This window comes from Caldicellulosiruptor sp. F32, from assembly GCF_000404025.1.
Taxonomy (GTDB): domain Bacteria; phylum Bacillota; class Thermoanaerobacteria; order Caldicellulosiruptorales; family Caldicellulosiruptoraceae; genus Caldicellulosiruptor; species Caldicellulosiruptor saccharolyticus.
Genome location: NZ_APGP01000053.1, coordinates 58,271 through 81,752, shown reverse-complemented (window position 1 = coordinate 81,752; position 23,482 = coordinate 58,271). Strand labels below are relative to the sequence as shown.

At 33.7% G+C, this 23,482-nt stretch carries 19 protein-coding genes and 2 pseudogenes; 17 read left to right on the top strand and 4 right to left on the bottom strand.

Translation table 11 applies throughout. The features are described 5' to 3' along the window. The first annotated feature begins 34 nt into the window (after nucleotides 1–34). From tig to rpoD, 7 genes are all read left to right on the top strand, one after another. Entirely contained in the window at nucleotides 35–1,351 is a 1,317-nt protein-coding gene (gene tig / locus H964_RS05280) for a trigger factor (RefSeq protein ID WP_039765392.1), read from the top strand. 42 nt (nucleotides 1,352–1,393) lie between these two features. Then, on the top strand, nucleotides 1,394–1,981 hold the full coding sequence (gene clpP, locus H964_RS05275) for an ATP-dependent Clp endopeptidase proteolytic subunit ClpP (RefSeq protein WP_011916441.1): 588 nt from the start codon (nucleotides 1,394–1,396) through the stop codon (nucleotides 1,979–1,981). Between the two features lie 26 nt (nucleotides 1,982–2,007). Continuing rightward, on the top strand, nucleotides 2,008–3,309 hold the full coding sequence (gene clpX, locus H964_RS05270; RefSeq protein WP_039765390.1) for an ATP-dependent Clp protease ATP-binding subunit ClpX: 1,302 nt from the start codon (nucleotides 2,008–2,010) through the stop codon (nucleotides 3,307–3,309). Beyond that, entirely contained in the window at nucleotides 3,310–3,432 is a 123-nt protein-coding gene (locus tag H964_RS13195) for a hypothetical protein (RefSeq protein WP_266166088.1), read from the top strand. An 89-nt stretch (nucleotides 3,433–3,521) separates the two neighbouring features. After that, a complete protein-coding gene (locus H964_RS05265) occupies nucleotides 3,522–4,526 on the top strand; it encodes a deoxyguanosinetriphosphate triphosphohydrolase (RefSeq protein WP_011916443.1) in 1,005 nt (334 codons plus the stop codon). 5 nt (nucleotides 4,527–4,531) lie between these two features. Further along, entirely contained in the window at nucleotides 4,532–6,382 is a 1,851-nt protein-coding gene (dnaG, locus tag H964_RS05260) for a DNA primase (protein WP_193353816.1), read from the top strand. Continuing rightward, a complete protein-coding gene (rpoD, locus tag H964_RS05255) occupies nucleotides 6,379–7,614 on the top strand; it encodes an RNA polymerase sigma factor RpoD (RefSeq protein ID WP_193353815.1) in 1,236 nt (411 codons plus the stop codon). The genes dnaG and rpoD overlap by 4 nt, the downstream gene beginning before the upstream one ends. Before the next feature lie 440 nt (nucleotides 7,615–8,054). Here the strand turns inward: rpoD and H964_RS05250 are convergent, their stop codons facing one another. Continuing rightward, complete coding sequence (locus H964_RS05250) at nucleotides 8,055–9,704, bottom strand: bifunctional metallophosphatase/5'-nucleotidase (RefSeq protein WP_039765385.1); 1,650 nt, start codon at nucleotides 9,702–9,704, stop codon at nucleotides 8,055–8,057. Between the two features lie 230 nt (nucleotides 9,705–9,934). Here H964_RS05250 and H964_RS12875 point away from each other — a divergent pair, with 230 nt between their 5' ends. Both H964_RS12875 and H964_RS12870 read left to right on the top strand, forming a co-directional pair. Next, the gene (locus tag H964_RS12875) at nucleotides 9,935–10,510 is read left to right on the top strand and encodes a metallophosphoesterase family protein (RefSeq protein WP_237738207.1); all 576 of its coding nucleotides are present in this window, start codon (nucleotides 9,935–9,937) and stop codon (nucleotides 10,508–10,510) included. Nucleotides 10,511–10,588: 78 nt separating this feature from the next. Beyond that, nucleotides 10,589–11,056: a metallophosphoesterase family protein gene (locus H964_RS12870; RefSeq protein ID WP_237738206.1), complete on the top strand. Its 468-nt coding sequence runs from the start codon at nucleotides 10,589–10,591 to the stop codon at nucleotides 11,054–11,056. A 66-nt stretch (nucleotides 11,057–11,122) separates the two neighbouring features. Here the strand turns inward: H964_RS12870 and H964_RS13500 are convergent. After that, nucleotides 11,123–11,242: pseudogene (locus H964_RS13500) on the bottom strand (ISNCY family transposase); the annotation flags it as partial. A 122-nt stretch (nucleotides 11,243–11,364) separates the two neighbouring features. Next, complete coding sequence (locus tag H964_RS13190; RefSeq protein WP_272943682.1) at nucleotides 11,365–11,499, bottom strand: hypothetical protein; 135 nt, start codon at nucleotides 11,497–11,499, stop codon at nucleotides 11,365–11,367. A 214-nt stretch (nucleotides 11,500–11,713) separates the two neighbouring features. Here H964_RS13190 and H964_RS05240 point away from each other — a divergent pair, with 214 nt between their 5' ends. From H964_RS05240 to H964_RS05220, 5 genes are all read left to right on the top strand, one after another. After that, the gene (locus H964_RS05240) at nucleotides 11,714–13,270 is read left to right on the top strand and encodes a zinc ribbon domain-containing protein (protein ID WP_039765383.1); all 1,557 of its coding nucleotides are present in this window, start codon (nucleotides 11,714–11,716) and stop codon (nucleotides 13,268–13,270) included. A gap of 5 nt (nucleotides 13,271–13,275) precedes the next feature. Then, nucleotides 13,276–14,412, top strand: a complete 1,137-nt coding sequence (locus H964_RS05235) for a hypothetical protein (protein ID WP_011916448.1) — start codon at nucleotides 13,276–13,278, stop codon at nucleotides 14,410–14,412. 67 nt (nucleotides 14,413–14,479) lie between these two features. After that, nucleotides 14,480–15,742: a hypothetical protein gene (locus tag H964_RS05230; protein ID WP_039765382.1), complete on the top strand. Its 1,263-nt coding sequence runs from the start codon at nucleotides 14,480–14,482 to the stop codon at nucleotides 15,740–15,742. Nucleotides 15,743–15,804: 62 nt separating this feature from the next. Continuing rightward, nucleotides 15,805–17,997 carry an RCC1 domain-containing protein gene (locus H964_RS05225; protein ID WP_011916450.1) on the top strand — a complete coding sequence of 731 codons (2,193 nt, stop codon included), beginning with the start codon at nucleotides 15,805–15,807 and terminating at the stop codon, nucleotides 17,995–17,997. 158 nt (nucleotides 17,998–18,155) lie between these two features. Then, entirely contained in the window at nucleotides 18,156–19,130 is a 975-nt protein-coding gene (locus H964_RS05220; RefSeq protein ID WP_039765379.1) for a hypothetical protein, read from the top strand. Between the two features lie 288 nt (nucleotides 19,131–19,418). Here the strand turns inward: H964_RS05220 and H964_RS12865 are convergent. Next, nucleotides 19,419–19,652: pseudogene (locus tag H964_RS12865) on the bottom strand (ISNCY family transposase); the annotation flags it as partial. Between the two features lie 128 nt (nucleotides 19,653–19,780). Between H964_RS12865 and H964_RS05215 the strand changes: the two are divergent. From H964_RS05215 to mltG, 3 genes are all read left to right on the top strand, one after another. Beyond that, the gene (locus H964_RS05215; RefSeq protein WP_011916452.1) at nucleotides 19,781–20,257 is read left to right on the top strand and encodes a DUF5680 domain-containing protein; all 477 of its coding nucleotides are present in this window, start codon (nucleotides 19,781–19,783) and stop codon (nucleotides 20,255–20,257) included. A gap of 275 nt (nucleotides 20,258–20,532) precedes the next feature. Then, entirely contained in the window at nucleotides 20,533–22,383 is a 1,851-nt protein-coding gene (typA, locus tag H964_RS05210; protein WP_039765376.1) for a translational GTPase TypA, read from the top strand. 91 nt (nucleotides 22,384–22,474) lie between these two features. After that, nucleotides 22,475–23,482 carry an endolytic transglycosylase MltG gene (mltG, locus tag H964_RS05205; protein ID WP_039765374.1) on the top strand — a complete coding sequence of 336 codons (1,008 nt, stop codon included), beginning with the start codon at nucleotides 22,475–22,477 and terminating at the stop codon, nucleotides 23,480–23,482.

Genomic DNA, 23,482 nt, shown 5'->3' with positions numbered 1-23,482 from the left:
TAATTCAAAATAAATCTTTTGAGGGAGGATTCAAATGGAATTCAAGGTTGAGAAAAAAGGTACAAACAAGGCTGTAATCGAGGTTGAGGTTGAACCTGAGAAGTTTGAAGAGGGTCTGCAGAAGTCTTATTTGAAAAATGCCAAGTATTTCAAAATTCCCGGTTTTAGACCTGGCAAAGCACCAAGGTCGCTCATTGAAAGAGCGTATGGTGAAGAGGTATTTTATGATGATGCAATTGACTATGTTTTAAATGAGACATATCCTAAGGTGATTGAAGAGAGCAAGCTTGAGGTTGTGTCAAGACCTGAAGTTGACATAGTTCAGGTTGGCAAAGGCAAGAGCTTTATATACAAAGCTGAGGTGTATATCAAACCTGAGTTTGGATTGGGTGAGTACAAAGGGGTTGAAATCAAGAAGATTGAATATCCTGTTGCTGAAGAAGAAGTCGAGCATGAGCTTGAACATTTAAGAGAGGAAAATGCAAGATTTATATCTGTTGACAGAGAAGTTCAAAACGGCGATATTGTTACAATCGACTTTGAGGGTTTTGTTGACGGTGAATCTATTGAAAATGGCAGTGCTCAGGACTATGAGCTTACAATTGGCTCAGGTAGGTTCATCCCAGGGTTTGAAGAACAGCTAATTGGGATAAAAAAAGGCGAAGAAAAGGAAATAGAAGTTGTGTTCCCAGAAGACTATCAGAGCCAAGAACTTGCTGGTAAAAAAGCAACATTTAAAGTGAAAGTAAAGGAAATAAAGGTAAAGGAGCTTCCTGAGCTTGATGATGAATTTGCAAAGGATGTCAGCGAGTATGAGACATTAGAAGAGCTAAAGGCAAGCATTAGAAATAGGATAAAAGAGAAGAATGACAAAAGAGCAAAGGACGAGATGATTGACGCAATCTTAGAAAAAATTGCACAAGCAACAGAGATTGATATACCAGAGCCTATGATAGAAAATCAGATAAATTACTATGTTGAAGATGTTGTAAGAAATCTTCAATATTTTGGAATGACATATGAGAAATATTTAGAAGCTATAGGCAAGACTGATAAAGAGTTCAGAGAACAGTTTAGAGAAAGAGCAACAAAAGCTATTAGAAATAATCTCATATTAGAAAAGATTGCAAAGGTAGAAAATATTCAGGCAACAGATGAAGAGCTTGAAAAGGAATTAGAAAGACTTGCTAAGATGTACAACTTAGAGGTTGAAAAGTTGAAAGAAAGACTTTCTGAAGATGATATTGAGTATATAAAAGAGGGTATAATTCTAAATAAGGCTATAGATTTTATATACGAAAATGCTAAAATTATAAGTGAAGAAACTCAATCTGAAAACCAACCAGAATAGTCTGAAAATTTGTTTTTCTTTTAAAAAAGGAGGGATAAATAAATGTCAGCACTTGTTCCTATAGTTATTGAGCAAACTAACCGTGGTGAGAGAGCGTACGACATATACTCAAGACTTCTAAAAGATAGAATAGTAATCCTAAGCGGTGAAATTACAGATGACATTGCATCACTCATTGTTGCACAGCTTCTTTTCTTAGAGGCAGAAGACCCTGATAAGGACATCTATCTATATATAAACTCACCGGGTGGTTCTGTTACAGCTGGATTTGCAATTTATGACACAATTCAATATATAAAACCTGACGTATCCACAATTTGTGTTGGAATGGCAGCTTCAATGGGTGCATTTTTACTTGCAGCTGGAGCAAAAGGTAAGAGATTTGCTCTTCCAAACAGCGAAATAATGATACATCAGCCAATTGGCGGTGTTCGTGGTCAGGCAACAGACATCAAAATCCACGCTGAGTGGATATTGAAGATAAAACAGAGAATTAATAGGATTTTGGCTGAGCGAACAGGCCAGCCAATTGAAGTTATAGAACGTGATACAGAACGCGACTTTTTCATGACAGCTGAAGAGGCTTTAAAGTATGGCATAATTGACAAGGTGATTGAAAGACGACCATAATCTTTCTTTTTTGAGGTGATTTAAAATTGGCTAAATTCGATGAAAAGAAGACTTTAAGGTGCTCATTCTGTGGCAAATCACAGGATGAGGTAAGACGTCTTGTCGCTGGACCTGGAGTTTATATTTGTGATGAGTGTGTTGAACTTTGTTCAGAGATAATCTCTGAGGAGTTTGAAGAAGAGGAATACAACGAGTTTGATGATAGACTTCCAACCCCAAAAGAAATAAAAGAGTTTCTGGACCAGTACGTAGTTGGGCAGGACCACGCAAAAAAGATTTTATCAGTTGCAGTTTATAATCACTACAAGAGAATTTACTATCATGACAACAGGAAAGACGATGTAGAGCTTCAAAAGAGTAATATCTTAATGCTTGGTCCAACTGGCTCTGGAAAAACTTATCTTGCACAGACTCTTGCCAAGATGCTCAATGTACCATTTGCCATAGCAGATGCAACAACACTCACTGAAGCAGGTTATGTGGGTGAAGATGTTGAAAATATTTTGCTCAGGCTTATTCAAAATGCTGATTATGACATTGAAAGAGCAGAGCGCGGTATAGTTTATATAGATGAGATTGACAAGATTGCAAGAAAATCAGACAATCCTTCAATCACCAGAGACGTCTCTGGTGAAGGTGTGCAGCAAGCACTACTAAAGATATTAGAAGGAACAATAGCATCAGTTCCGCCACAGGGTGGAAGAAAGCATCCACATCAAGAGTTTATCCAGATTGACACAACAAATATTCTCTTTATCTGTGGTGGTGCTTTTGAGGGTATTGAGAAGATAATTGAGAGGAGAATTGGCGAAAAGACTCTTGGGTTCAATGCTAAAATAGAGAGCAAGAAGGAAAAGAAAATAGGCGAGATTCTAAGACAGATAATGCCTCAAGACCTACTAAAGTTCGGCATGATTCCCGAATTTATCGGTCGTGTTCCAATAATTGTTACATTAGACGCACTTGACAAAGAGGCACTGATAAAGATTCTCACAGAACCAAAGAATGCACTTGTCAAGCAATATCAAAAGCTTTTTGCTATGGACGGCGTTGAGCTTGAATTCGAAAGAGAAGCATTAGAAGCAATAGCAGATAAAGCAATCGAGCGAAACACTGGAGCAAGAGGCTTGAGAGCAATCATGGAAGAGATAATGCTTGATGTGATGTTTGAGATTCCATCAAACGACAAGATAGAAAAGGTAATAATTACAAAAGCAGCTGTTTTGAAAGAAGATAAGCCCATTGTAATAATAAACGAAAACAAGAAAGTGCAGAGAAAACCAAGACTAAAACAGCGTTTGCAGGAAAGAAGAGGAAATGTGTCGTAATTGATTAATAAAACATGGGTGAAGGATAAGCTAAATGAAAGAAGAAGGCTGGTTTTTGACTTTCCAGCCTTCTTCTTTTTGAATTTTTCAGCTTTAAAAGAAGGGAAAATTCAGTTTGTATAGAATTAAGTTATTATATAAACCGAAAACATCACAAAGTCTCTAAGAAAATTAATAGAAAGAGGGACTTTACAAAAGTCCGGTGAGAGAATTTGTTAAAGATAAGAGAATACCAAGAAGAGCTTGAAAGTAAGATTCTATCACCATATGCAATGCTTTCTAAGAACACAAAAGGGCGACAAAGACCAGAAGAAAAGTGCCAGGTCAGAACCGAGTTTCAACGTGACAGAGATAGAATAATTCATTCAAAATCATTTAGAAGACTTAAACACAAAACACAAGTGTTCATCTCACCAGAAGGGGACCATTACAGAACAAGGCTAACTCACGCACTTGAGGTTGCCCAGATAGCAAGGACAATTGCAAGGGCTTTAAGGCTCAATGAGGACCTAACAGAAGCAATTGCCCTTGGACATGACTTGGGCCATACACCTTTTGGACATGCAGGAGAGGACATTTTAAACCAAATTACAACTTGTGGTTTTTCTCACAATGTACAGAGTCTCAGAGTTGTTGACTTTTTAGAAGGGGATGATGGGCTTAATCTTACATTTGAGGTAAGAGACGGTATTTTAAATCATGTATGGGGCAATACTCCTTCGACGTTAGAAGGCAAAGTTGTGCAGTTTGCAGACAGGATAGCGTATATAAACCATGATATAGACGATGCTATTAGAGCAGGAATTTTAAAAGAAGAAGATTTACCACAGGACTGTCTTAAGATTTTAGGATTTTCAAAGCGTGAGAGAATTAATACATTGATTATGGATATAATAAGAAATAGTATGGACAAACCAGAAATAACCATGAGTGAAGATGTCTTTTATGCCATGCAAAAGTTGAGGGAGTTTATGTTTCAAAATGTGTATATTGACTCTGAAGCAAAGAGGGATGAAAAAAAGGCTAAATATATTATACAAGCTTTATATGAGTATTTTATGTCGAATCCTGATTCCTTGCCAGACGATGTAAAAAAAGATATCGACAGATTTGGCAAGGAACAGGCAATAATCGACTATATAGCCGGAATGACAGACAGGTATGCTATGCGAAAGTTTTATGAAATATTCTTACCTTCGCCATGGAATAAGCTTTAATTTTTATGAAAAATGTCAAAAGGTATTTTAAAAAATTTGTCGAAATAAATTTAAATTGTCCCAAAAAACATGAAGGTGAACATGATGTGTTGGAAAGAATTGTAGAACAGGTTTTAAATAAAGTGGATATTGTTGATATTGTTTCCTCTTATATTCCGTTAAAAAGGGTAGGGGTAAACTTTAGGGCGCTTTGCCCTTTTCATTCAGAGAAAACCCCCTCTTTTTACGTATCACCAGCTAAGCAGATATTTCACTGTTTTGGTTGTGGTGTTGGTGGAAATGTTATCCACTTTGTAATGCGTATGGAAAATTTGACATTTACTGAGGCGCTAAAGGTTTTGGCCCAGAGGGCAAAGATTAACATTGAGTTTTCTGAGTCTCAGTCAGCAAAGGACAGGGCTTTGGCAAAACAGAAGGAAGAGCTAATTAATCTTCACAAAGACTGTTTTGAATATTTTCAAGAGCAGCTTTATCTTCGCAAGAATATTGAAGCTGCGAAGTATATTATCAAAAGGAGAATTGCGAAAGATACGGCAAAGAGATTTGGGCTTGGGTTTTGTCCTGAAAAAAATGACCTGTATGACAGGCTTTCTCAAAAGTATTCTAAAGAAATTATTGATTTAAGTGGAATTTTTCTTGAGAGAAATGGAAAAAATTATTGTAGATTTGAAGGAAGGCTTATTTTTCCTATATTCGATACAATGAACAGGGTAATTGCATTTGGTGGACGAATAATTTCTGATGCTTCTGCAGCTCCAAAATATATGAATTCACCTGATACTTTGATATTCTCAAAGTCAAGGATTCTGTACGGTCTTAATATTGCAAAACAGAGCAAGGAAAGCGAATTTGTAGTTGTCGAGGGGTACATGGATGTTATTGCTCTACATCAAGAGGGAATTGACAATGCAGTTGGGGTTTTAGGCACAGCACTTACTCAAGACCACAGTTTTCTGCTGCGAAGATACAAAAATGAAGTTGTTCTTTGTTTAGACAGTGATGAAGCAGGCAAAAAAGCAGCAATAAGAAGTGCTGATATATTGTATCAAAACGGGCTCATGGTAAGAGTTATGGAATTAGAGGGCGCAAAAGATCCAGATGAGTATATAAAAAGATTTGGGAAGGATGCGTTTTTGTTAAAAAAGCAAAATAGCATGTTTGTGATAGATTACAAAGTAAAAGAGCTAAAAAACCAGTATGATTTGACCAAATCAGACCAGAAATTTAGATTTGTACGAGAGTATTTTGAGAAGATTTTGATTCCAATTTCAAATGAGGTTGAAAGACAAGAGTATATAAAGAAGTTGTCAGATCTCACGGGTGTAAATGAAAATGTGATTTCAAAAGAGTTTTCCAAAACTACTCAGAAGGAACTTAAGCGAATAGAGAATATAAATTATTTTAAGCAAATACAGCAAAAACCAGTTTTATCTGATTTCGAAATGTTGAAAAAGAATGAGAACTATCTTTTATCATTATATACAGAATGGGCACCAAAATCAGAGGAGATAAGAAGTCTTCTTACAGAAGAGGACTTTTACACCGAGGATGTTAAGAATATTTTTACTGCAGTAAAAAATCTGATTAATGAGGGGATGGAGTTGAGCTACTCTATGCTTTTGAGTTTTGTTACTGATGAGAGCATTTTATTTGATCTTACAAGCTTTTCATCTAAAGGTTTTGAAAATGCTGATACTGCAAAGAAAGCCATAGAAGAGTTAAAAGTGAAAGTCAAAACGTTAGGGTTAAAACTTGAACTTAAAGCTGCACAACAACAAAATGACAATTTGAAAATTACCCAGATACTGGATGAGCTAAAAAAACTCAAGGCAGGAAGGGAGGGAGAAGGCAGATGACAGATCAAAATCTGAGCCAAAATAACCAGAACGATATGAATCATAATAGTAACGAAGAGGTTAAAAAAGAGCAGCAGATGCAGCAGGAGGAAAAAGAACAGATTCAGCAAAAAGAAGAACCAGAAAAACTTTCTTATAAAAAAAGTACTGTTGATAAAAATAAAACAGAGGAGAAAAAAAATCTGATAAGAGAAAAGGTTCGTGAACTTATTTCACTTGGGCAGAGCAAGGGATTTTTGACATATTCTGAAATTCAAGAAATACTTGACAGGTTAGAGCTTGATGCAAACCAGATTGAAAATATATATGATACTCTTGAGAGTATGGGGATTGATGTTGTTGATGATAGGGTTTCAGAAGAAGAGCTTTTAAAAGACGACTTGGAAAATCTACCTGAAGGTATTGCTATAGATGACCCTGTGAGGATGTATCTCAAAGAGATTGGCAAGATTCCACTTTTGACCCCTGCAGAGGAGATTGAACTTGCAAAGAGGATTGAACAGGGAGATGAAGAGGCAAAAAAGAGGCTTGCTGAGGCAAATTTGAGACTTGTTGTAAGCATTGCAAAGAGATATGTGGGAAGAGGAATGCTCTTTTTGGACCTTATCCAGGAAGGTAATCTTGGTCTTTTGAAGGCTGTTGAAAAGTTTGACTACCGAAAAGGATATAAATTTTCCACATATGCAACCTGGTGGATTCGACAGGCAATCACAAGGGCAATTGCCGACCAGGCAAGAACTATAAGAATTCCTGTTCATATGGTTGAGACAATAAATAAGTTAGTTAGGGTATCGCGGCAGCTTTTGCAAGAAAAAGGAAGAGAACCAACGCCTGAAGAGATAGCAAAAGAGATGAACATGCCAGTTGAAAAGGTGCGTGAGATACTAAAGATTGCTCAAGAGCCGGTGTCTCTTGAGACCCCAATTGGAGAAGAAGAAGACAGCCACTTGGGCGACTTTATACCCGATGATGATGCTCTTGCGCCATCTGAAGCAGCTGCATATTCAATGTTAAAGGAGCAGCTTTTAGAGGTTTTGGATTCTTTGAATGAAAGAGAAAAGAAGGTTTTAAAGCTAAGATTTGGCCTTGAAGATGGCAGGGCCCGCACCTTAGAAGAGGTTGGAAAGGAGTTCAACGTAACAAGAGAGAGGATCCGCCAAATTGAGGCAAAGGCTTTGAGGAAACTAAGACATCCAAGCAGAAGTAAGAAGCTAAAGGATTTTTTGGAGTAAGGTAGTATGAAAGTGGTATAAGTGTTTTTATTTATACAAAAGAAGTGGGTTGGTAAATAGAAATTTGAGTTACCAACCCTTTTATTTTTTAAAAAAGCATGGAATTTTTTTTGAGGAAGAAGGGATAAAAATTCCATAAAAATTGTCTTTAGCCAGTTTTGAAGTATTCCGCTCATTTAATTCTTATTTTGAATGTAATTTTGCTCTGGTTTTTTAATAACACTTTAAATGGCATAATACTTAAAGATTGGTTAAAAATCAAAGTATTGTCTTTAGTATTAAAAGAAATCAATGAAAGATATTCATATCTAATGAAGGCAAGAGTAGAAAAAAATGTAGGGTTTTTCAGCATACTAAAATGAAATAAACAAGGGGGGGGGGTAATTTTGAGCCCCCCTCTTCAAAATATTTTAGTCTAAACAATTCAAAAAATATTATTTTCATTTCAGGCCAAATAATGCATATTCATTTGAAAACTCATGCAAGCTTGAAGATATCTCATCAGAGGAGAATATTCGTCGTCCCAGTGATGGTTTTAATTCTTTTTGTTTTTGAATCTTCTCAATAAAGACATCTCTTAAAAGTTTATAAGTATCAGTATAGGTTTTTGCAACTGAAGGGTCTGTGAAACCTTTAAATCCGTCACCACCAGTTGCCATGAAATTGTTGGTAGCAACAGTATATATTTTATCCATTTCAATAACTGTTCCATCTGACATTCTCATATCGTAAACCCTGTTCATAGATGGCTTTTTCATATCATATTTGAACGTTAATCCAGACACCTGAATTCCTTTTCCATTATCTTGCACTGCTTCTTCTAATATAGTTTTAATTTGACTTCCTTTCATTTTGAGTATAACAATAGTATTATCAAAAGGCATTAATTGATAAATATCACCAAGGGTAATTGGCCCTTTTTTAAGATCAATTCTGAGTCCTCCATTGTTGGTAAAGGCAAAATCTGTATGGGCAAATTCTCTGATGGCATCAGCAGCCCAGTTTCCTAAAGCAGAATCACCATATGGTTTTGCCCTTTGTTCACGGGTTATATCTGCAACTGCTGTTCCTATGACCTTGCTGAATTGCTGTCCTACTTGCTTGTCTGCTTTTTCAATAATTGACAGAACTTCCTTATCTACAGGAGGATTATTAATATTGAAGAAAGGAGTTATATCAATATACTCTTGTTTTACTGTCTTAGCTATTCCATTTTCTAATTTCAACTTAATATGAATGTAACCCTTGCCTTGATGATTAGCTATACAAACAGGGATTTTATTTACAGAAGTATTTACAATTGAATGTGTATGCCCACCAAGGATAATATCTATCCCTTTAACTTTTTTAGCAAATTCTGCAATATTACCTGTTAGGGTATTGTTATTCATATAACCTCCCATGTGTGCAAGGACTATTATTATCTTGACTCCTTCGCTTCTCAATTTTTTTGCAAGATTGTTAACTATGAAAATAGGGTCTTTAAATTCTACATTTTTAATATACGCAGGCAGAATAATATTAGGGAATTCCTTGTTATCAACTACTCCTATGATACCAATTTTTACATTCCCATTTCTGAGTACTACATATGGTTGACAGTAATTTACAATCTTTTTGGTGTCTTTGTCATATATATTAGCTCCTAAAACTGGTATGTTTGAGTTTTTAAGAGTTTTCTTTTTTACATCAATTACTGCATCAATACCCCAGTCATACTCATGATTACCTATAGTCATAGCGTCAACTCCAATGCTTTTCATTACCTCTATAACTGGCTTGCCTTTTAATACATTAGAAACTGGAGTTCCTTGGAACATGTCACCTGCTGCTAAGATTATTGTGTTTGGGTTACTATTCTTTATCTTTTTAATTTCATTAGCTAAAATAGCTCCAATCTGCTGTTTTAGAGTACCTCCATCTTGCATTTTAACTGTACTATATAAATACCCATGCAGATCAGTAATCTCAACAATATCTATTACGTTTGCAGAAGAAGCAGAGGATATAGGGATATACATCAAAATAGTTGATAATATTGCGATGAGCATAAATAGCAATTTCAATCTAAGTACATTTCTCTTATTCATCTTTTCCTCTCCTTTCGTAAAGTTTGTTTTAATTAATACTATATAACTTTTTTGTTAAATTAGCATTAAATTAGTGTAAAAAGAAGGCTAAAAAATTCAGTCTTTTTTGTAGTCTAATACAGTCATTATACCCGATAAATTCTTAACAAAGATTTAACATGTAGTTTAATTAGATTTAAAGAAACACTAATATAATATATCCCGTAATAAAAAAGAGGAGGTAACTGATTGTGAAGTTAAGGAAATTATTTCTATGTATAGTAAGTAGTATATGCTTGTTTTTGTTTTTAATTTTTTATATTACCCATGTAAAAGAAGTTGCAAGGTCTGAAAAATTACAAAAATTATCAAGTATTTCTGAAAAAACATTAAATTTTAAGTTTGCTGTTATTTCGGATCCCCATATTTCAGTGTTTGAAAGTAGCAAGTCACTCCCTAATGAAGTAAAAATGTTTAAAGACTCTGTGAGTTTACTTGAAAACACTGTTAAGGAGATAAATGATATACCAAATATCAAATTTGTTTGTGTATTAGGGGATCTTACAAAAGACGCGGAGCCATGGAATGTTGACAAGGTTAAAGAAATCTTAGACAGATTACAGGCACCATATTACGTTGTGTTAGGGAATCATGACGTAAGTATAGTTGATTCACATATTAAAAATATGGGACCTTCGGTAACCCGTAGTACAATGATTTGGACTTTTCAAGGACACGGTTTTAGTGGACCCAACCGTTATTGGAGTTTAAATCCATTACCAGGAGTTCACCTGATTGGTCTTGATTCTACAATGATTGGTGATTAGGGAGGCTATGTTGATAACCAACAACTCAGATTTTTAGAGAAAGACCTTCAAAATAACAAAAGTAAACTTACAATAGTAATGCTTCATCATCAACTTCTTCCATATACTAAAGCAGAAGAAACAGGTGAAAATAATTTTAATAAATTTGTTTTGTATAATAGCAAACAGGTTCGAGAAGTAATAGAAAAATTCCCTCAAGTAGCCATAGTGTTATCAGGTCATCGACACATCAGTACGCGCTATAAGATGGAAAATGGTATTGCGTATTTTACTTGCGCTTCTACAGTTACGTATCCCATGCGTTATACTATTTTTGAAATAAAGGATTGGAAGTTAACTTATACAACAAAAGATTTGCCTTGTGACCAAAAGATATGGGAAGAGGCAAAGAAAAATGCTCTTATTACTGACATTAATACCTGGCCTCGCTGGAGTGCTCATCCGAACACACCTTCTGGTGATAAGTCTTTATTAGAAGAACTGGAAGGTCCAAATTTTCAAAAAGGTTTTATTTCTTTGATACGTTTAAAAGATATAATAAAATAATAGTTTCAAGTTTGTTGAATAAATATTTTTACCATAAAAATATGTATGCATGTGGAAGGAAAAATTTCATTTTTCTGATTTTCGAGGAAATTCTTCAAATAAGTAAATTATTAATATCCATTCTACTAGCCTAATGTAATTCCTAAAGCCTCTCAATCTCATATTTTCTAATTTGTACTTTCCCTTAATGTTGTTGTATTTTTGTACTTTAAAATTTTATCCCAAGAGGAGTATTTTTTAATTTCTTCTATAACTGTTTGTTACCTCCAATGATTATATTTTCTATTCAACAACATCACTTTATCATACTAAGTTTTTAAAGAGTTGTAATCTTTCAAAAGCTTCTCGTACATCGCCTTATAATTTGTTGGGGATGATGCAACTGCAACAAAACAAAAAATAACAGCAAGTACGACTATAAATAATGAGATGTGCTTTTTCATTTCCTGAACATCCCTGAAAAAGATTTTATTCTTGATATTAATATACAAAACGAAAACTTAATACCAACCACATTTTGGGATAAATAAGCTCTTGCATCTATATACGAGAAAAATTATAATTAAATCAAGATTACACACTAAAAGTATATAATTTGTCGAGTAATGTCGAATAGTGTCGAATTATATTAAAGAATGATGATGGGAGGGAAAAAAGTTGCTTTACTGTCCCAAGTGTGGTGCTACAATTGAAAAGGGGCAGAAAGTATGTACTCAATGTGGAGAGAGCTTAGAGGCAAAGACATCGAATAATTTGCAAAGAACAAAGAGAGAGTTCTTCTTAGAAAAATACTTTGATGACCAAACAAAAGAATTTAGGGTACCAAGCATAAAATTGAAATTTGACAGAAAACTTTTGCCTTGGCTTTACGGAATTATAGGTTTCTTGGTGTTCTTAATATTGTTTGTAGCAGTTGGAAAGTCAATATATTCTCCCCAAAGGGTTGTGAATGAATTCAAGGAAGCTGTTAAAAATAAAGACACAAAAATGCTTTCCCAAATTATTGTTCATGAAACAGGTGAACAAATTTCACAAGATAATCTAAAAGCTTTCTTAGAGTTGTGTCAGACAAAGCCTGAATACATAAACGAGGTTTACAAAGCATTAGATGAAGCAATTCAATCAATTTCAAATTCATCTTCAGATAAAAAGAATGAATCTCTAACCGATATTTTATCTAATCTTTTCTCAGCTCACGATTATTCTAACGATTTTCTTTTAAAACCTGCAGGCAAAGGCTTGATTTTCTTCACAAAGTATAAGATTGCAGCAAAAAATTACTTTTTAAAGGTGAAGTGTGATACAAAGGATGCAAAAATATTCTTAAATGGCAAAAACATTACTTCAGTTTCAGATCCGTCGCAGGAGATTTCAATAGGCCCATTGATTGCCGGTATATACAAGATTGAAGCAAAATACAAAGGACCATATTGTACATTAGAGGAGTCTGAGGAAGAAAAACTCTACAGTACAGAATTTAGTAACTACAACCAATACTCTGTTGAACTTTATCTTAATCCTCGCTACGTAGAGGTAGAGTCAGATTTTGAGGATGCTGAGATAATTTTGAATGGTAAGCCAACCGGTGTTTTGGTAAAAGATGCTTCTGAATTTGGACCTGTAAGTGACGGAAGTGAGTTTAGTGCAAAAATAAAACTTCCATGGGGTGAGGCAAGAACAACTTCTGTAAAACTTGGCAGCTGGTCAAATAGCATTACAATTCCAAATACACTTTCAAACGATGATATTAATAATTCTACATTCGAAAAGGGTGCTTCTGTTATAAATGATTTTGAAAAGTCTTACAGAACTGCTATGACATTTCAGGATCCAAATAAGTTTTTGAACATTTCTGACGAATTAAAACAAGCATTTTCAAATAGAATTCAGGAACTAAAAGATTATAAACAAAAATTTACAGGTAAAGTCACAAAAACAGAGTTTAATTTTGGGACGTTACAATTGTTTAAAGATGAAGCGGGAAAAATAACATTAAAAGTTACTGCAAAGATTTATTACAAAGATGCAGTATATTCCCAAGACGAGTCTTCACCACAAGATATTCCTGAAAAAGTAACTATACAGGTTTACACGCTTGTATGGGATGAAAATGCAAAGAACTTTGTTATTGTCGGAATAGAGGTTCCTTGGTTTTATGACTGGCCAGAAGATGGCAAGATTAAAGAGTACAAATTAGATGAAGGGAGTGTGTGATTGAAATGACAAATTGTCCATATTGTGGTAGAGAACTTCAGGAAGGTGAGAATTGCACTTGCGAAACAGCTCAGGCAATGATAAGTCAAACAACTGGCAATAAAGACTCAAGTAGTGAAGTGTTGAATGAGAAGCAAAATAATGAGAATAAGAATGTTAATGAAGAAATTGGAAATAAAAATAATGAGCAGACACAAAACATCAGTGAGAAAGAGAGAAAGAATATAGCTATTGCATCAACCTTTAATGATGTAATTAATTCAACAGTTAGATATTGTTATCTTACTGTAAAGTTTGCGTTGGCATTTTTGAAAAATCCATTTGTTTTTATTTCAAAGGTTATACAGAACAATGACTGCAAAGTAGGTATTTTGTTTGCTATTCTTACCTCTATATTTGTTTCTATTCAAAATCTTGTTTTGGCAGGAAGAGGTATAAAGTTAATTGAAGATTTTATCGGAATATCAGGGCTTTTGTCCTCTTATTCATCCTTTAAGACCTTTTTGTACAACTTCATAATTTTGTTTCTTTTGTATCTTCTATATTGCGGTACTATCAAGTTAGCGTTTATGATAATTAAAGAAAGTGTAGATTTTAAGGCTATATTAGGGGCGGTTGGAGTAAGCCTTATACCAATTGTATGGGTAGTATTGTTAAATCTGTTATTGCAGTTTATTGCTATATGGCTTGTAATTTTAATAGGTATTTTTGGTATTATCACAAATACAATTCTTAACTTTTGGTCAATTAGGACTTTATCACAAAATAAAGATACTACAGCGCTTTACATCACTGCGACAACGTATATCGTATGTATTATTGTTGTGGCAATAGTCATGTTTGCTTTAGCTAATGGAATGGTAGGCTCAGGAGGAGTTAGTACGACAAGTTTTAGTTCAAATAGCATTATTGGTACCTGGTCAGATGATAAAGATACTATCACATTTTATTCAGATGGTACATTTAAGGCCAATTATTATTGGATAGGTGGAAATTGGGAAATAGATGGTAACAAATTGTATCTTACAGGTTTTCTTACTGGTAAAGAAGGATATTATTACAAAATTGAAGGCGATAGATTGATATTGGAGCCTATTCCTGGTTCAGGTAGAGGGAAGTATGAATTTTACAGGGTTAAATAAAATAGAGAATAATAGAAAAATAATTGTAATTAAAATATGATTAAAAACGAATAGGAGGTGAAATGTGATGCAAAGTGTAAGGAAGATTTTTGTTATTAAGATAGCAGTTATAATCCTTTTATTTTTGTTGCTTGTTGGTTGTTCAGTGTTCAAAAGAGATAAAAGTACTGAAAGTTCTTTCAACCAAAATACTACCCAGGTTGTTTATAAGACAGAGTACGATGAATCTTTGCTTAAAAATAATATTCCTGAACAGAAGATAGAAAAATTTATTGAAGTAAATAAAAAGAAAATTGAGAAAAGTTCAGATAGTAAAATAATTAGAATTGAATATCCTTATATTGTAAAACATACTTTTTCGCAAATAGTGGTTGAGAAAGTTAACAATACAATTGAGAATTTTGTAAAAAGGAAACTGGATGAAATAGAAAAAGATAAAAGCTTTACTATTTTGGGAATTAGTTATGATTATCATTTTTTAAAATCAAAAAATATTTTTTCTGTAATATTTTTTATTGATGGTGGAGGAACTGGAGGGTATTATGAATCAAAGACATTCAATTTTGATCTTGATAATGGTAAATTGATACCCAGAGAGGACATTATAGATAATAATACCTTAAGAAAAATTAGGAATTATATTACTTTTCTTTCAGCAACATGCAGCGATATTGAATTGAGAACTCCAAAGTATCGAGAGAGTCTTTCTCAAGCAACTGAAAATACGGATATTCAGATAGATGATAAAATACTTTTAAGGGATGAGGGGATAGAAACATATTTTTCTTCTTTTGATATTGATCCCAATGGAAAAAACTATGCTACCTTTTTTATGTCATTCAGTGAATTAAATAAAGAAAGAATAGAAAGAATAGTTATAAATTCTTCGGACAAACTTGAAAAACTTTTAAATGTACGACTTAAAGATATTCGAGCAAATTTTGGACTATGTGATAGAACTTATGAATGGGAGGGCGGAATCTTTTACGATGTAGGGGCTTTAGCATGGACTTTTAATGCAGATGAAGGAAATTATAAAGATTCGGACGACAAAATACCTAATGCTTTAGTTGCGGGCAGGGGAGCAAACCTTTTTGGTATTGAGATAATGGAAACAACCCCAGACCAAGCGTACAAGATTTTAAAAAATGGCAAGTATAAGGAAATAAAAGAGGTAAGTAGAGGACCATCACCGGAATCGGAGGAAGTCATTTCTTGTGATTTAAAAAACGGAATTACTATTTACTTTGAAGTTGGACGAGAACAAAGTAATTTATCCCAACCAAAAGTAGTTGATGCAATTATCAAATGGAGTGACCAGAGAAATTAAAAGATAATTTAATGGGTGGTAAATCTGTTGATTACACGTGCAAAAGAAAAGGATGGATGAGTATGATTAGTAATGCTAGAAAAAATTTAAAAGTAAGAAAAAAAGAAAAAATAAAATATATCTTATTTCTATTTTTGGTGAGTATGATATTGATAACATTGAGCACTTTCTATATAAAAGCATCAAATGATATGGGAAAGAAAATAGTATATGTTGATACGGGCGGTAATCAAAACCTTGCTATAACAGAAAATGGAGAACTTTACGAATGGGAGTTAGGTGGAACTTTAGAATCTCGATATTTGCCTACAAAAGTAATGGAACATGTTAAGATTGCAAAAGCCGGATGGGCACATGTATTAGCAATAGACCAGAGTGGGAATTTATATTGTTGGGGTAATAACGAGTATGGACAATTAGGAGATGGGACAAAAGAGAGCAAAACTACTCCTGTAAAAATTTTGGGAAATGTAGTTGCAATAGCTGCTGGTAATTATCATAGCTTGGCAGTTACAAAAAATGGAGATTTATATGCATGGGGACTCAACGATCGCGGACAGTTAGGAAATGGGACAAGAGTTGACTGTAACAAACCTATTAAGATTATGACAAATGTTAAAGATGTAGCAGCTGGATGGTATACAAGTTTTGCTATTACCAAAAATGGTGATTTATATGGATGGGGTGCAAATGAGGTTGGACAGTTGGGTGATGGCAGTAAAATAGATAAAATTAAACCAGTAAAAATAATGAGTGGGGTTCAAAGTGTTTCTGCAGGAAGTAATCATGTTTTGGCATTAACCAAGAAAGGTGAGTTATATGCGTGGGGCTACAACAATGATAGTGAGTTAGGATTTGATCCGGGATGGGGTAAAAATTTCAGTGAAAAACCGGTAAGAGTAAATTTTAAAGACATAAAAGGTATTTCATATATTTACGCAGGTGAATCTTACAGTTTGTTAATTGATAAAAACGGGGTATTATGGGGATTGGGACGAGGTTATACTGATACTATCGTAATCAAAAATAAGTTTCGCCAATCTAATAATGGTAAACTCATGGAATTTAAGCCTGTTAAGATAATGTCAAATGTTATGTTGGCATCTGGTAAATTAGCAGTGACGAAAGATAAAAAGTTATACATTTTTTGCAATAATACTGGACCATTTATCTTTGGTGCGCCAGAAAGAGTAGATAGGCCTGTTTTAATCATGAAAAATGTTTCTTTATGTAGTGCGGGTGCTGACCATTCTCTTGCTTTAACTAAGGATGGAAAATTATATGGATGGGGCAATAATTCATATAATCAGTTAGGGAACGGAACCAAAAATCCCTTATGTAGGCCCACAAAAATAGATATTAATGTTGGGGAAATTATAGGAATTTTAGCAGGAACTCAACGTAGTTTTTTGATTAATAAAAAAGGTGAACTTTTTGGGTGGGGAAGTAATATAAACAATACTATTGACTTTAGCAACAATAAAATAATTTCAAAACCTAAAATGGTATTAAAAGAAATTAGACAAGTAGATACTAATCAAAATGAAACATTTGTTGTAACAAAAAATGGTAAAATGTATGCGTTAATTTTTGTTGTTCAAGCAGAACGAGATACTCTTAAATGGCAAATTATCAAAGAAAACAGACAAAAAATGTATAACATAACAAACAATGTAGACAAAATTAGTGCAGGGTATCAGACTCTAATCTTGAAAAAGGACGGGACCTTATATGCATTGAAAGGTAAAACTTCATGGAAAGGAAGCCATACGCAAATCGAATCATATGTGATTGAGAAAGTATTGAATAATGTGGTATCAATGGCAAGCGGTTATGACCATTGCTTGGCTGTTACAAAAGATGGAAGTTTATATGCCTGGGGCAGTGATCCAGCTCATGGGGAAATAGGCAATGGAATAGCAATACCCAATCTTCGAATAGATAAACCTGTAAAAGTAATGGATAATGTAAAAATGGTAGCTGCAGGTGCAAATAGAAGCTTTGCATTAACAAAAAATGGAGAAGTTTATGCATGGGGATTTAATTTGGGAACACTTGGAACTGACACAGATTCATGGTATGAACCCAGACCTGTGAAAGTGTTTGAAGGAGCTGTATGGATATCTTGTAAAGGAGGACATGTATTGGCATTGACAAGAGAAGGGGATTTATATGGTTGGGGAGATAATAGTTTAGGTCAAGTAGGAATTGGTGGTATTATTATCTTTAAGCCAACACAGGTAATAATACGGTAAATAATCAATTGTGAAATGTTTATAAGTACTAATTTTTAAGTTAAATAATGCTGATAGCAAATCATAAATGTCTATTTTTAATAAACATATCAGAAATCTATTGTATTTTGTAATTTGCAGAGAAAGACAAATAGTAAAATGTGAAGGGAGGGACGATGATGTGCAGAAAAATAAAAGGAAGGGGTAGATTTAAAATATTAATTTTCCTTTTATTGATAATAATTTATTTTGTCGGTAAAGTTAGTTACATTGGCCATGCCCAGAATACTCAGAATATAAGTAAATATGATAGTGTTTTGAGGCAAACAATTGTAAAATGTTTTGAATCAAACATACCGTTTGGGGCAGAAATAACTGTTTCTGTTACTAATAAAAATTCAAAGTTAAGGGAGAATGTATATTGCAAGGTTTATGTTGATAAGATAAACAATAAATACTTCTATGAGGAAAGAATTAAAGATAAGTATTCATGTTTGTTAATAACAGGAGATACAATTTATTTTAAGAACAACATTTATTACAAAAACAAAAGTAATTCTTTCTACTATTATATGCCTATTAAAAAAGTAAAGGAGCTAACAAATTCGGACTTCGTAATTAATGTTTTAACGTTAAAAAGTAGAAAAGACTTCAACCAGGATCTTAAAAATGCTATTCTAAGTGAAAAAGCAAAGTTTTTCGACCAAATAGTGGTTGTTGGAGGGAAAAAATTAAAGACAAAAAATGCATTAATTACTGTTTCTCAAAGTAAAATGGAAGCATGCACCAAAAAATTCTTGAAAGAAAATATTAAAAAGTTATTTAGCGTAGCAAATATATTTGGAAGATTAGTAGGAGATAGTGTAAATGAAGTATTGGGAGATAAAGGAGATGTGACTGGGAGTCTGGATGTTGTAACTGATCTCTTAGATCTTGTAAGTGATGATTTGCTTGAAATGATACCTATAAATCCTGTTAGATATAACTTTTATATTGAGGAAAATGACTATAAAACTAAGAAAATAATTATTACTTACGATGGTAATTTTACAACATTGCAAATAACCCTTGATAACATCAAATTTGGGAAAGATGTTTTATTCCCTAACCCTCCAAAAGAAGCTTTTAAAAAAAACCGAAAAAATTTCCCTTAAAAGTTACCTCAATGCAATTAAGTTTAATATTGGCTATTAGGATGGTGCAATTCCAGTTTATAATTACTTAATTGTGAATCAAATGCTTGCAGAATTAGACATGAATGGGAGTAATTTTGGATACTAAAATAACAATCAACTTGAATTAATAAGAATTATTAACGATTCTTAAAAAAGACAATATACAATCCTATACTCTCTTAATAAACTTTTTTTAAGGCCTGAAGGTAACCAAATAATATCAAATGAACAATTATGAGATAATAAGAATAAAAAAAGAAAGTTGTAAGCGATAGACTTTTTAAGTTTGTGAAACTTTTTGACAGTAAGTTTGAAACAATTTAAGGTTTAATGTGATGAACGAGAACAAAAAGCAAGAGAAAAGATGTAGCAGGCAAAAGAAAATCAGAGAACAAAGAAATATGGTCAAATGTTAGGAAGGTAATCAGAACCGATGTACGATTTAGGGTAAGAAATAGTTTGCCTAATGATAATTTGTTTTTTGTAGAGGTTTTGGGAATTGTTGAGAGTTTCAATCGAGTTGAGAGTGATTGAGTAAATTTAGCATTATCTTTAGCGGAATTTTGGCGCGTGGTTAGTTGAATACTTTTACAAAAGACAAAAAATTAAGAAATAGAGGGGGTATTACTATGTTGGACTTATTGCAAAGGACAATAATTGAAGGAAGGTTGTCTTGCTATGTGAAGAAAACTAAGGAGTTTAATCCATATGAAAAATCAGATGTTTACGATTGGGAGTTTAAAAAGGAGATAAACCGATACATTTTTAAAGATTCTTATCGTGGATTTAATCCCTATGCAGGGGTTGAAATAATAATTGAGAAAGACAGTAATAAAGTAGTATGGATATGTGATTATGTTGGTTATGTTTTGGATAAATGTCCAATTGGTGCAAATCAAGTATATGATTTTTTAAAAGAAGCTAGGGCTAAGCATTTAGTGGAATGCAAGGATAATCTATTTAAGGATTTTACATACGAAAAAGAATTATTAAAATATAAATCGATATTTGAACTTAAAGCAACGGGAGTATTGGAAAAAACTGATATTTATTATGATAAAGAATTAATTGCCCAACACATTGCATCTGGAATTGTGAAAATATGAGGATGGATTTTTATGAAAATAAAGATTGTTAAATAGAAGATATAGTTATTGAAGGTAAAAATAGTTATATAAGAGATAAAAAAATATCCCCCTTGTCATAAAATATTATAGTGCAAAAACATAACAACCACAAGTTATGCATATTAAGAGCAGGGGTTACTCACTCCCCTGCTTTTGATTTGTCAGGTTATTTAGTTATTGACTTTTTACTTACACATATTTAAAATAGAAAGCTATCTTCAAACTTTTAAAAGGAGGCAGCCAAAGGTCTGAAAATGCTAACCCGAAGAGATGACATTAGAAACATTGCTATAATTGCCCATGTTGACCATGGCAAAACAACCTTAGTTGACGCAATGCTAAAACAAAGTGGAATATTCCGTGAAAATCAGATGGTTGAAGAAAGAGTTTTAGATTCAAACCAGCTTGAAAGAGAAAAAGGAATTACCATAATGGCCAAAAACACAGCCATTATGTACAAAGGCATAAAGATAAATATAATAGACACACCAGGCCATGCAGACTTTGGAAGTGAAGTTGAAAGAGCGCTTGTTATGGCAGATGGTGTGCTTCTGGTTGTAGATGCCTATGAAGGTCCAATGCCACAGACAAAGTTTGTTTTAAGGAAAGCTTTGCAACTTAAACTCAAGTCAGTTGTAGTTATAAATAAAATTGACAGGCCATTTGCAAGGCCTTATGAGGTTTTGGACAAGGTTCTGGACCTGTTTATTGAGCTTGGAGCAGACGAAGACCAGCTTGACTTTCCATATGTTTTTGCATCAGCAAAAGAAGGCATTGCAAAGTTTGATTTGGAAGATGAGAGTCACAATTTAGAACCACTGTTTGAGATGATTATAAACAATATTCCAGCACCAACAGGTGAAATTGATGCACCTTTCCAGATGATTGTGACTTCAATTGACTATGACAATTACCTTGGAAGAATTGCTATTGGGAAGGTTGTAAGAGGCAGTGTAAAACTCAATCAGCAGGTTGCAGTTTGCACAAGACAAGATGGAGTTTTGCAAAAGACAAGGGTTACAAAGCTGTATCAGTTTGAAGGTTTAAAAAGGGTAGAATGTAGCGAGGCAAAGCTAGGTGATATTGTTGCAATTGCCGGAATAGATGGTATCAACATTGGTCAGACAGTGGCAGATGCAGAAAATCCAGAGGCTTTGGAGTTTATCAAGATTGATGAGCCAACAATCTCTATGATATTTTCAACAAACGATTCACCTTTTGCAGGAAAAGAAGGCGAATATGTAACTTCAAGGCACTTACGAGAGCGCCTTTTTAAGGAGCTTGAGAGAAATGTGGGATTAAAAGTTGAAGAGACTGATTCTCCAGATTCATTTAAAGTGTCAGGAAGAGGAGAGCTTCATTTAGCAATATTGATCGAAACTATGCGCAGAGAGGGTTATGAGTTTCAGGTTTCAAAGCCACAGGTTATAACAAAAATTATAAATGGTGAACTTTATGAGCCGTATGAATATTTGATAATTGATATTCCGGAAGAATTTGTGGGCACTGTCATGGAAAAATTGGGTCCGCGAAGAGCACAGCTTCAGAACATGACCATCTTAAACGATGGTTTTATGCGACTTGAGTTTATAATACCAGCACGAGGTCTTATAGGTTTTAGGTCTGAGTTTTTGACAGATACCAAGGGAAATGGTATTATGAACCATGTGTTTTATGATTATATGCCATATGCTGGTGATATTCCAGAAAGAAACAGAGGAGCACTAATAGCTTTTGAAACAGGTGAGGCTGTAACATACGGACTTTACAATGCTCAAGAGAGAGGAAGGCTTTTTATTGAACCGGGGACACAAGTGTATGAAGGTATGATTGTTGGTGAAAGTTCAAGACCTGAGGATATTGTTGTAAATGTGTGCAAGAAAAAACATCTTACTAACATGCGCTCAGCAACTGCTGATGAAGCTTTGAGACTAACCCCGCCTGTAAAGCTTTCATTAGAAGAGTGTATTGAGTTTTTAGCAGAGGATGAGCTTTTGGAGGTCACTCCAAAGAGCCTAAGGCTCAGAAAAAAGATTTTAAACCATGAGATGAGAAAAAAGATGGAAGCAAGAGCTAAAAAAGAGGAAAAAGAGCCTGTATTTTAGGCTCTTTTTTATTGCCGTCTGAAGATATGATATAATATGAGCATCAGTACTGATATGCTTTTATAATTTATAAAATGGGGTATTTGAAAAAATGAAAGTTAAGAATAAAAATGTAAGGGTTTATATTTTCATAATCGGTATAATTACAATGAATGTCCTGCTGCTTGCAATCTTGTTAAAGCTTCAAAAACCTAAAACTAAAGAAGTTTACGTTGAAATTCCGCAAAACACCTCTGTAAAAAATGTTGCTATGATTCTAAAGGAAAAAGGAATAATAAAAAACCCTTATCTTTTCATGCTCTATGTAAAAATTAACAATTACAAGATAGCAGCAGGAAGTTACAAGCTCTCTTCATCTATGAGCTATAAAGAGCTTTGTGAGGCTTTGCAAAAGGGTGTTGTGTTCAAAAAGACAATAAGGTTTACTATTCCAGAAGGTTTTACTTGCGTCCAGATAGCAAAAAGACTGAGCAGTTTGGGAATTGTTGATGAGAAGAAGTTTTTGGATGAGATTAATAACTGCGACTTTGATTTTCGGTTTAAATATTCTTCAAAAAATGTAAAATACAAACTTGAAGGGTTTTTGTATCCTGATACATATGAAATATATGTTGGTGAATCTGAAAGGGATATAATTAAAAGGATGTTAAATAGATTTTTAGAGGTTTACAATAGCATAAAACATAAAAAGACAACCCAGCTTGATGATATTCAAACAGTAATCCTTGCCTCAATTGTTGAAAAAGAGGCTAAAAAAGATTTTGAGCGTCCTATTATTGCAGGTGTGTTTTTGAACAGGTTAAACCAAGGGATAAAGTTAGAAAGCTGTGCGACGGTTGAATATATTCTACCATTTCACAAAGAAGTTTTGTCATATGAGGATATTAAAATTAGATCGCCATATAATACATACCTTTACAAAGGGCTTCCACCTTCTGCGGTATGCAATCCAGGGAAGGAGAGTTTGCTTGCTGCATTGGATCCTCAAAAGACAGATTACTTATTTTTTGTTGCCAAAAAAGATGGAAGCCATATATTTTCAAGGACCTATGAAGAACATTTGAAAGCACAAAAACAACTAAAAGAAGGGAAAAAATAA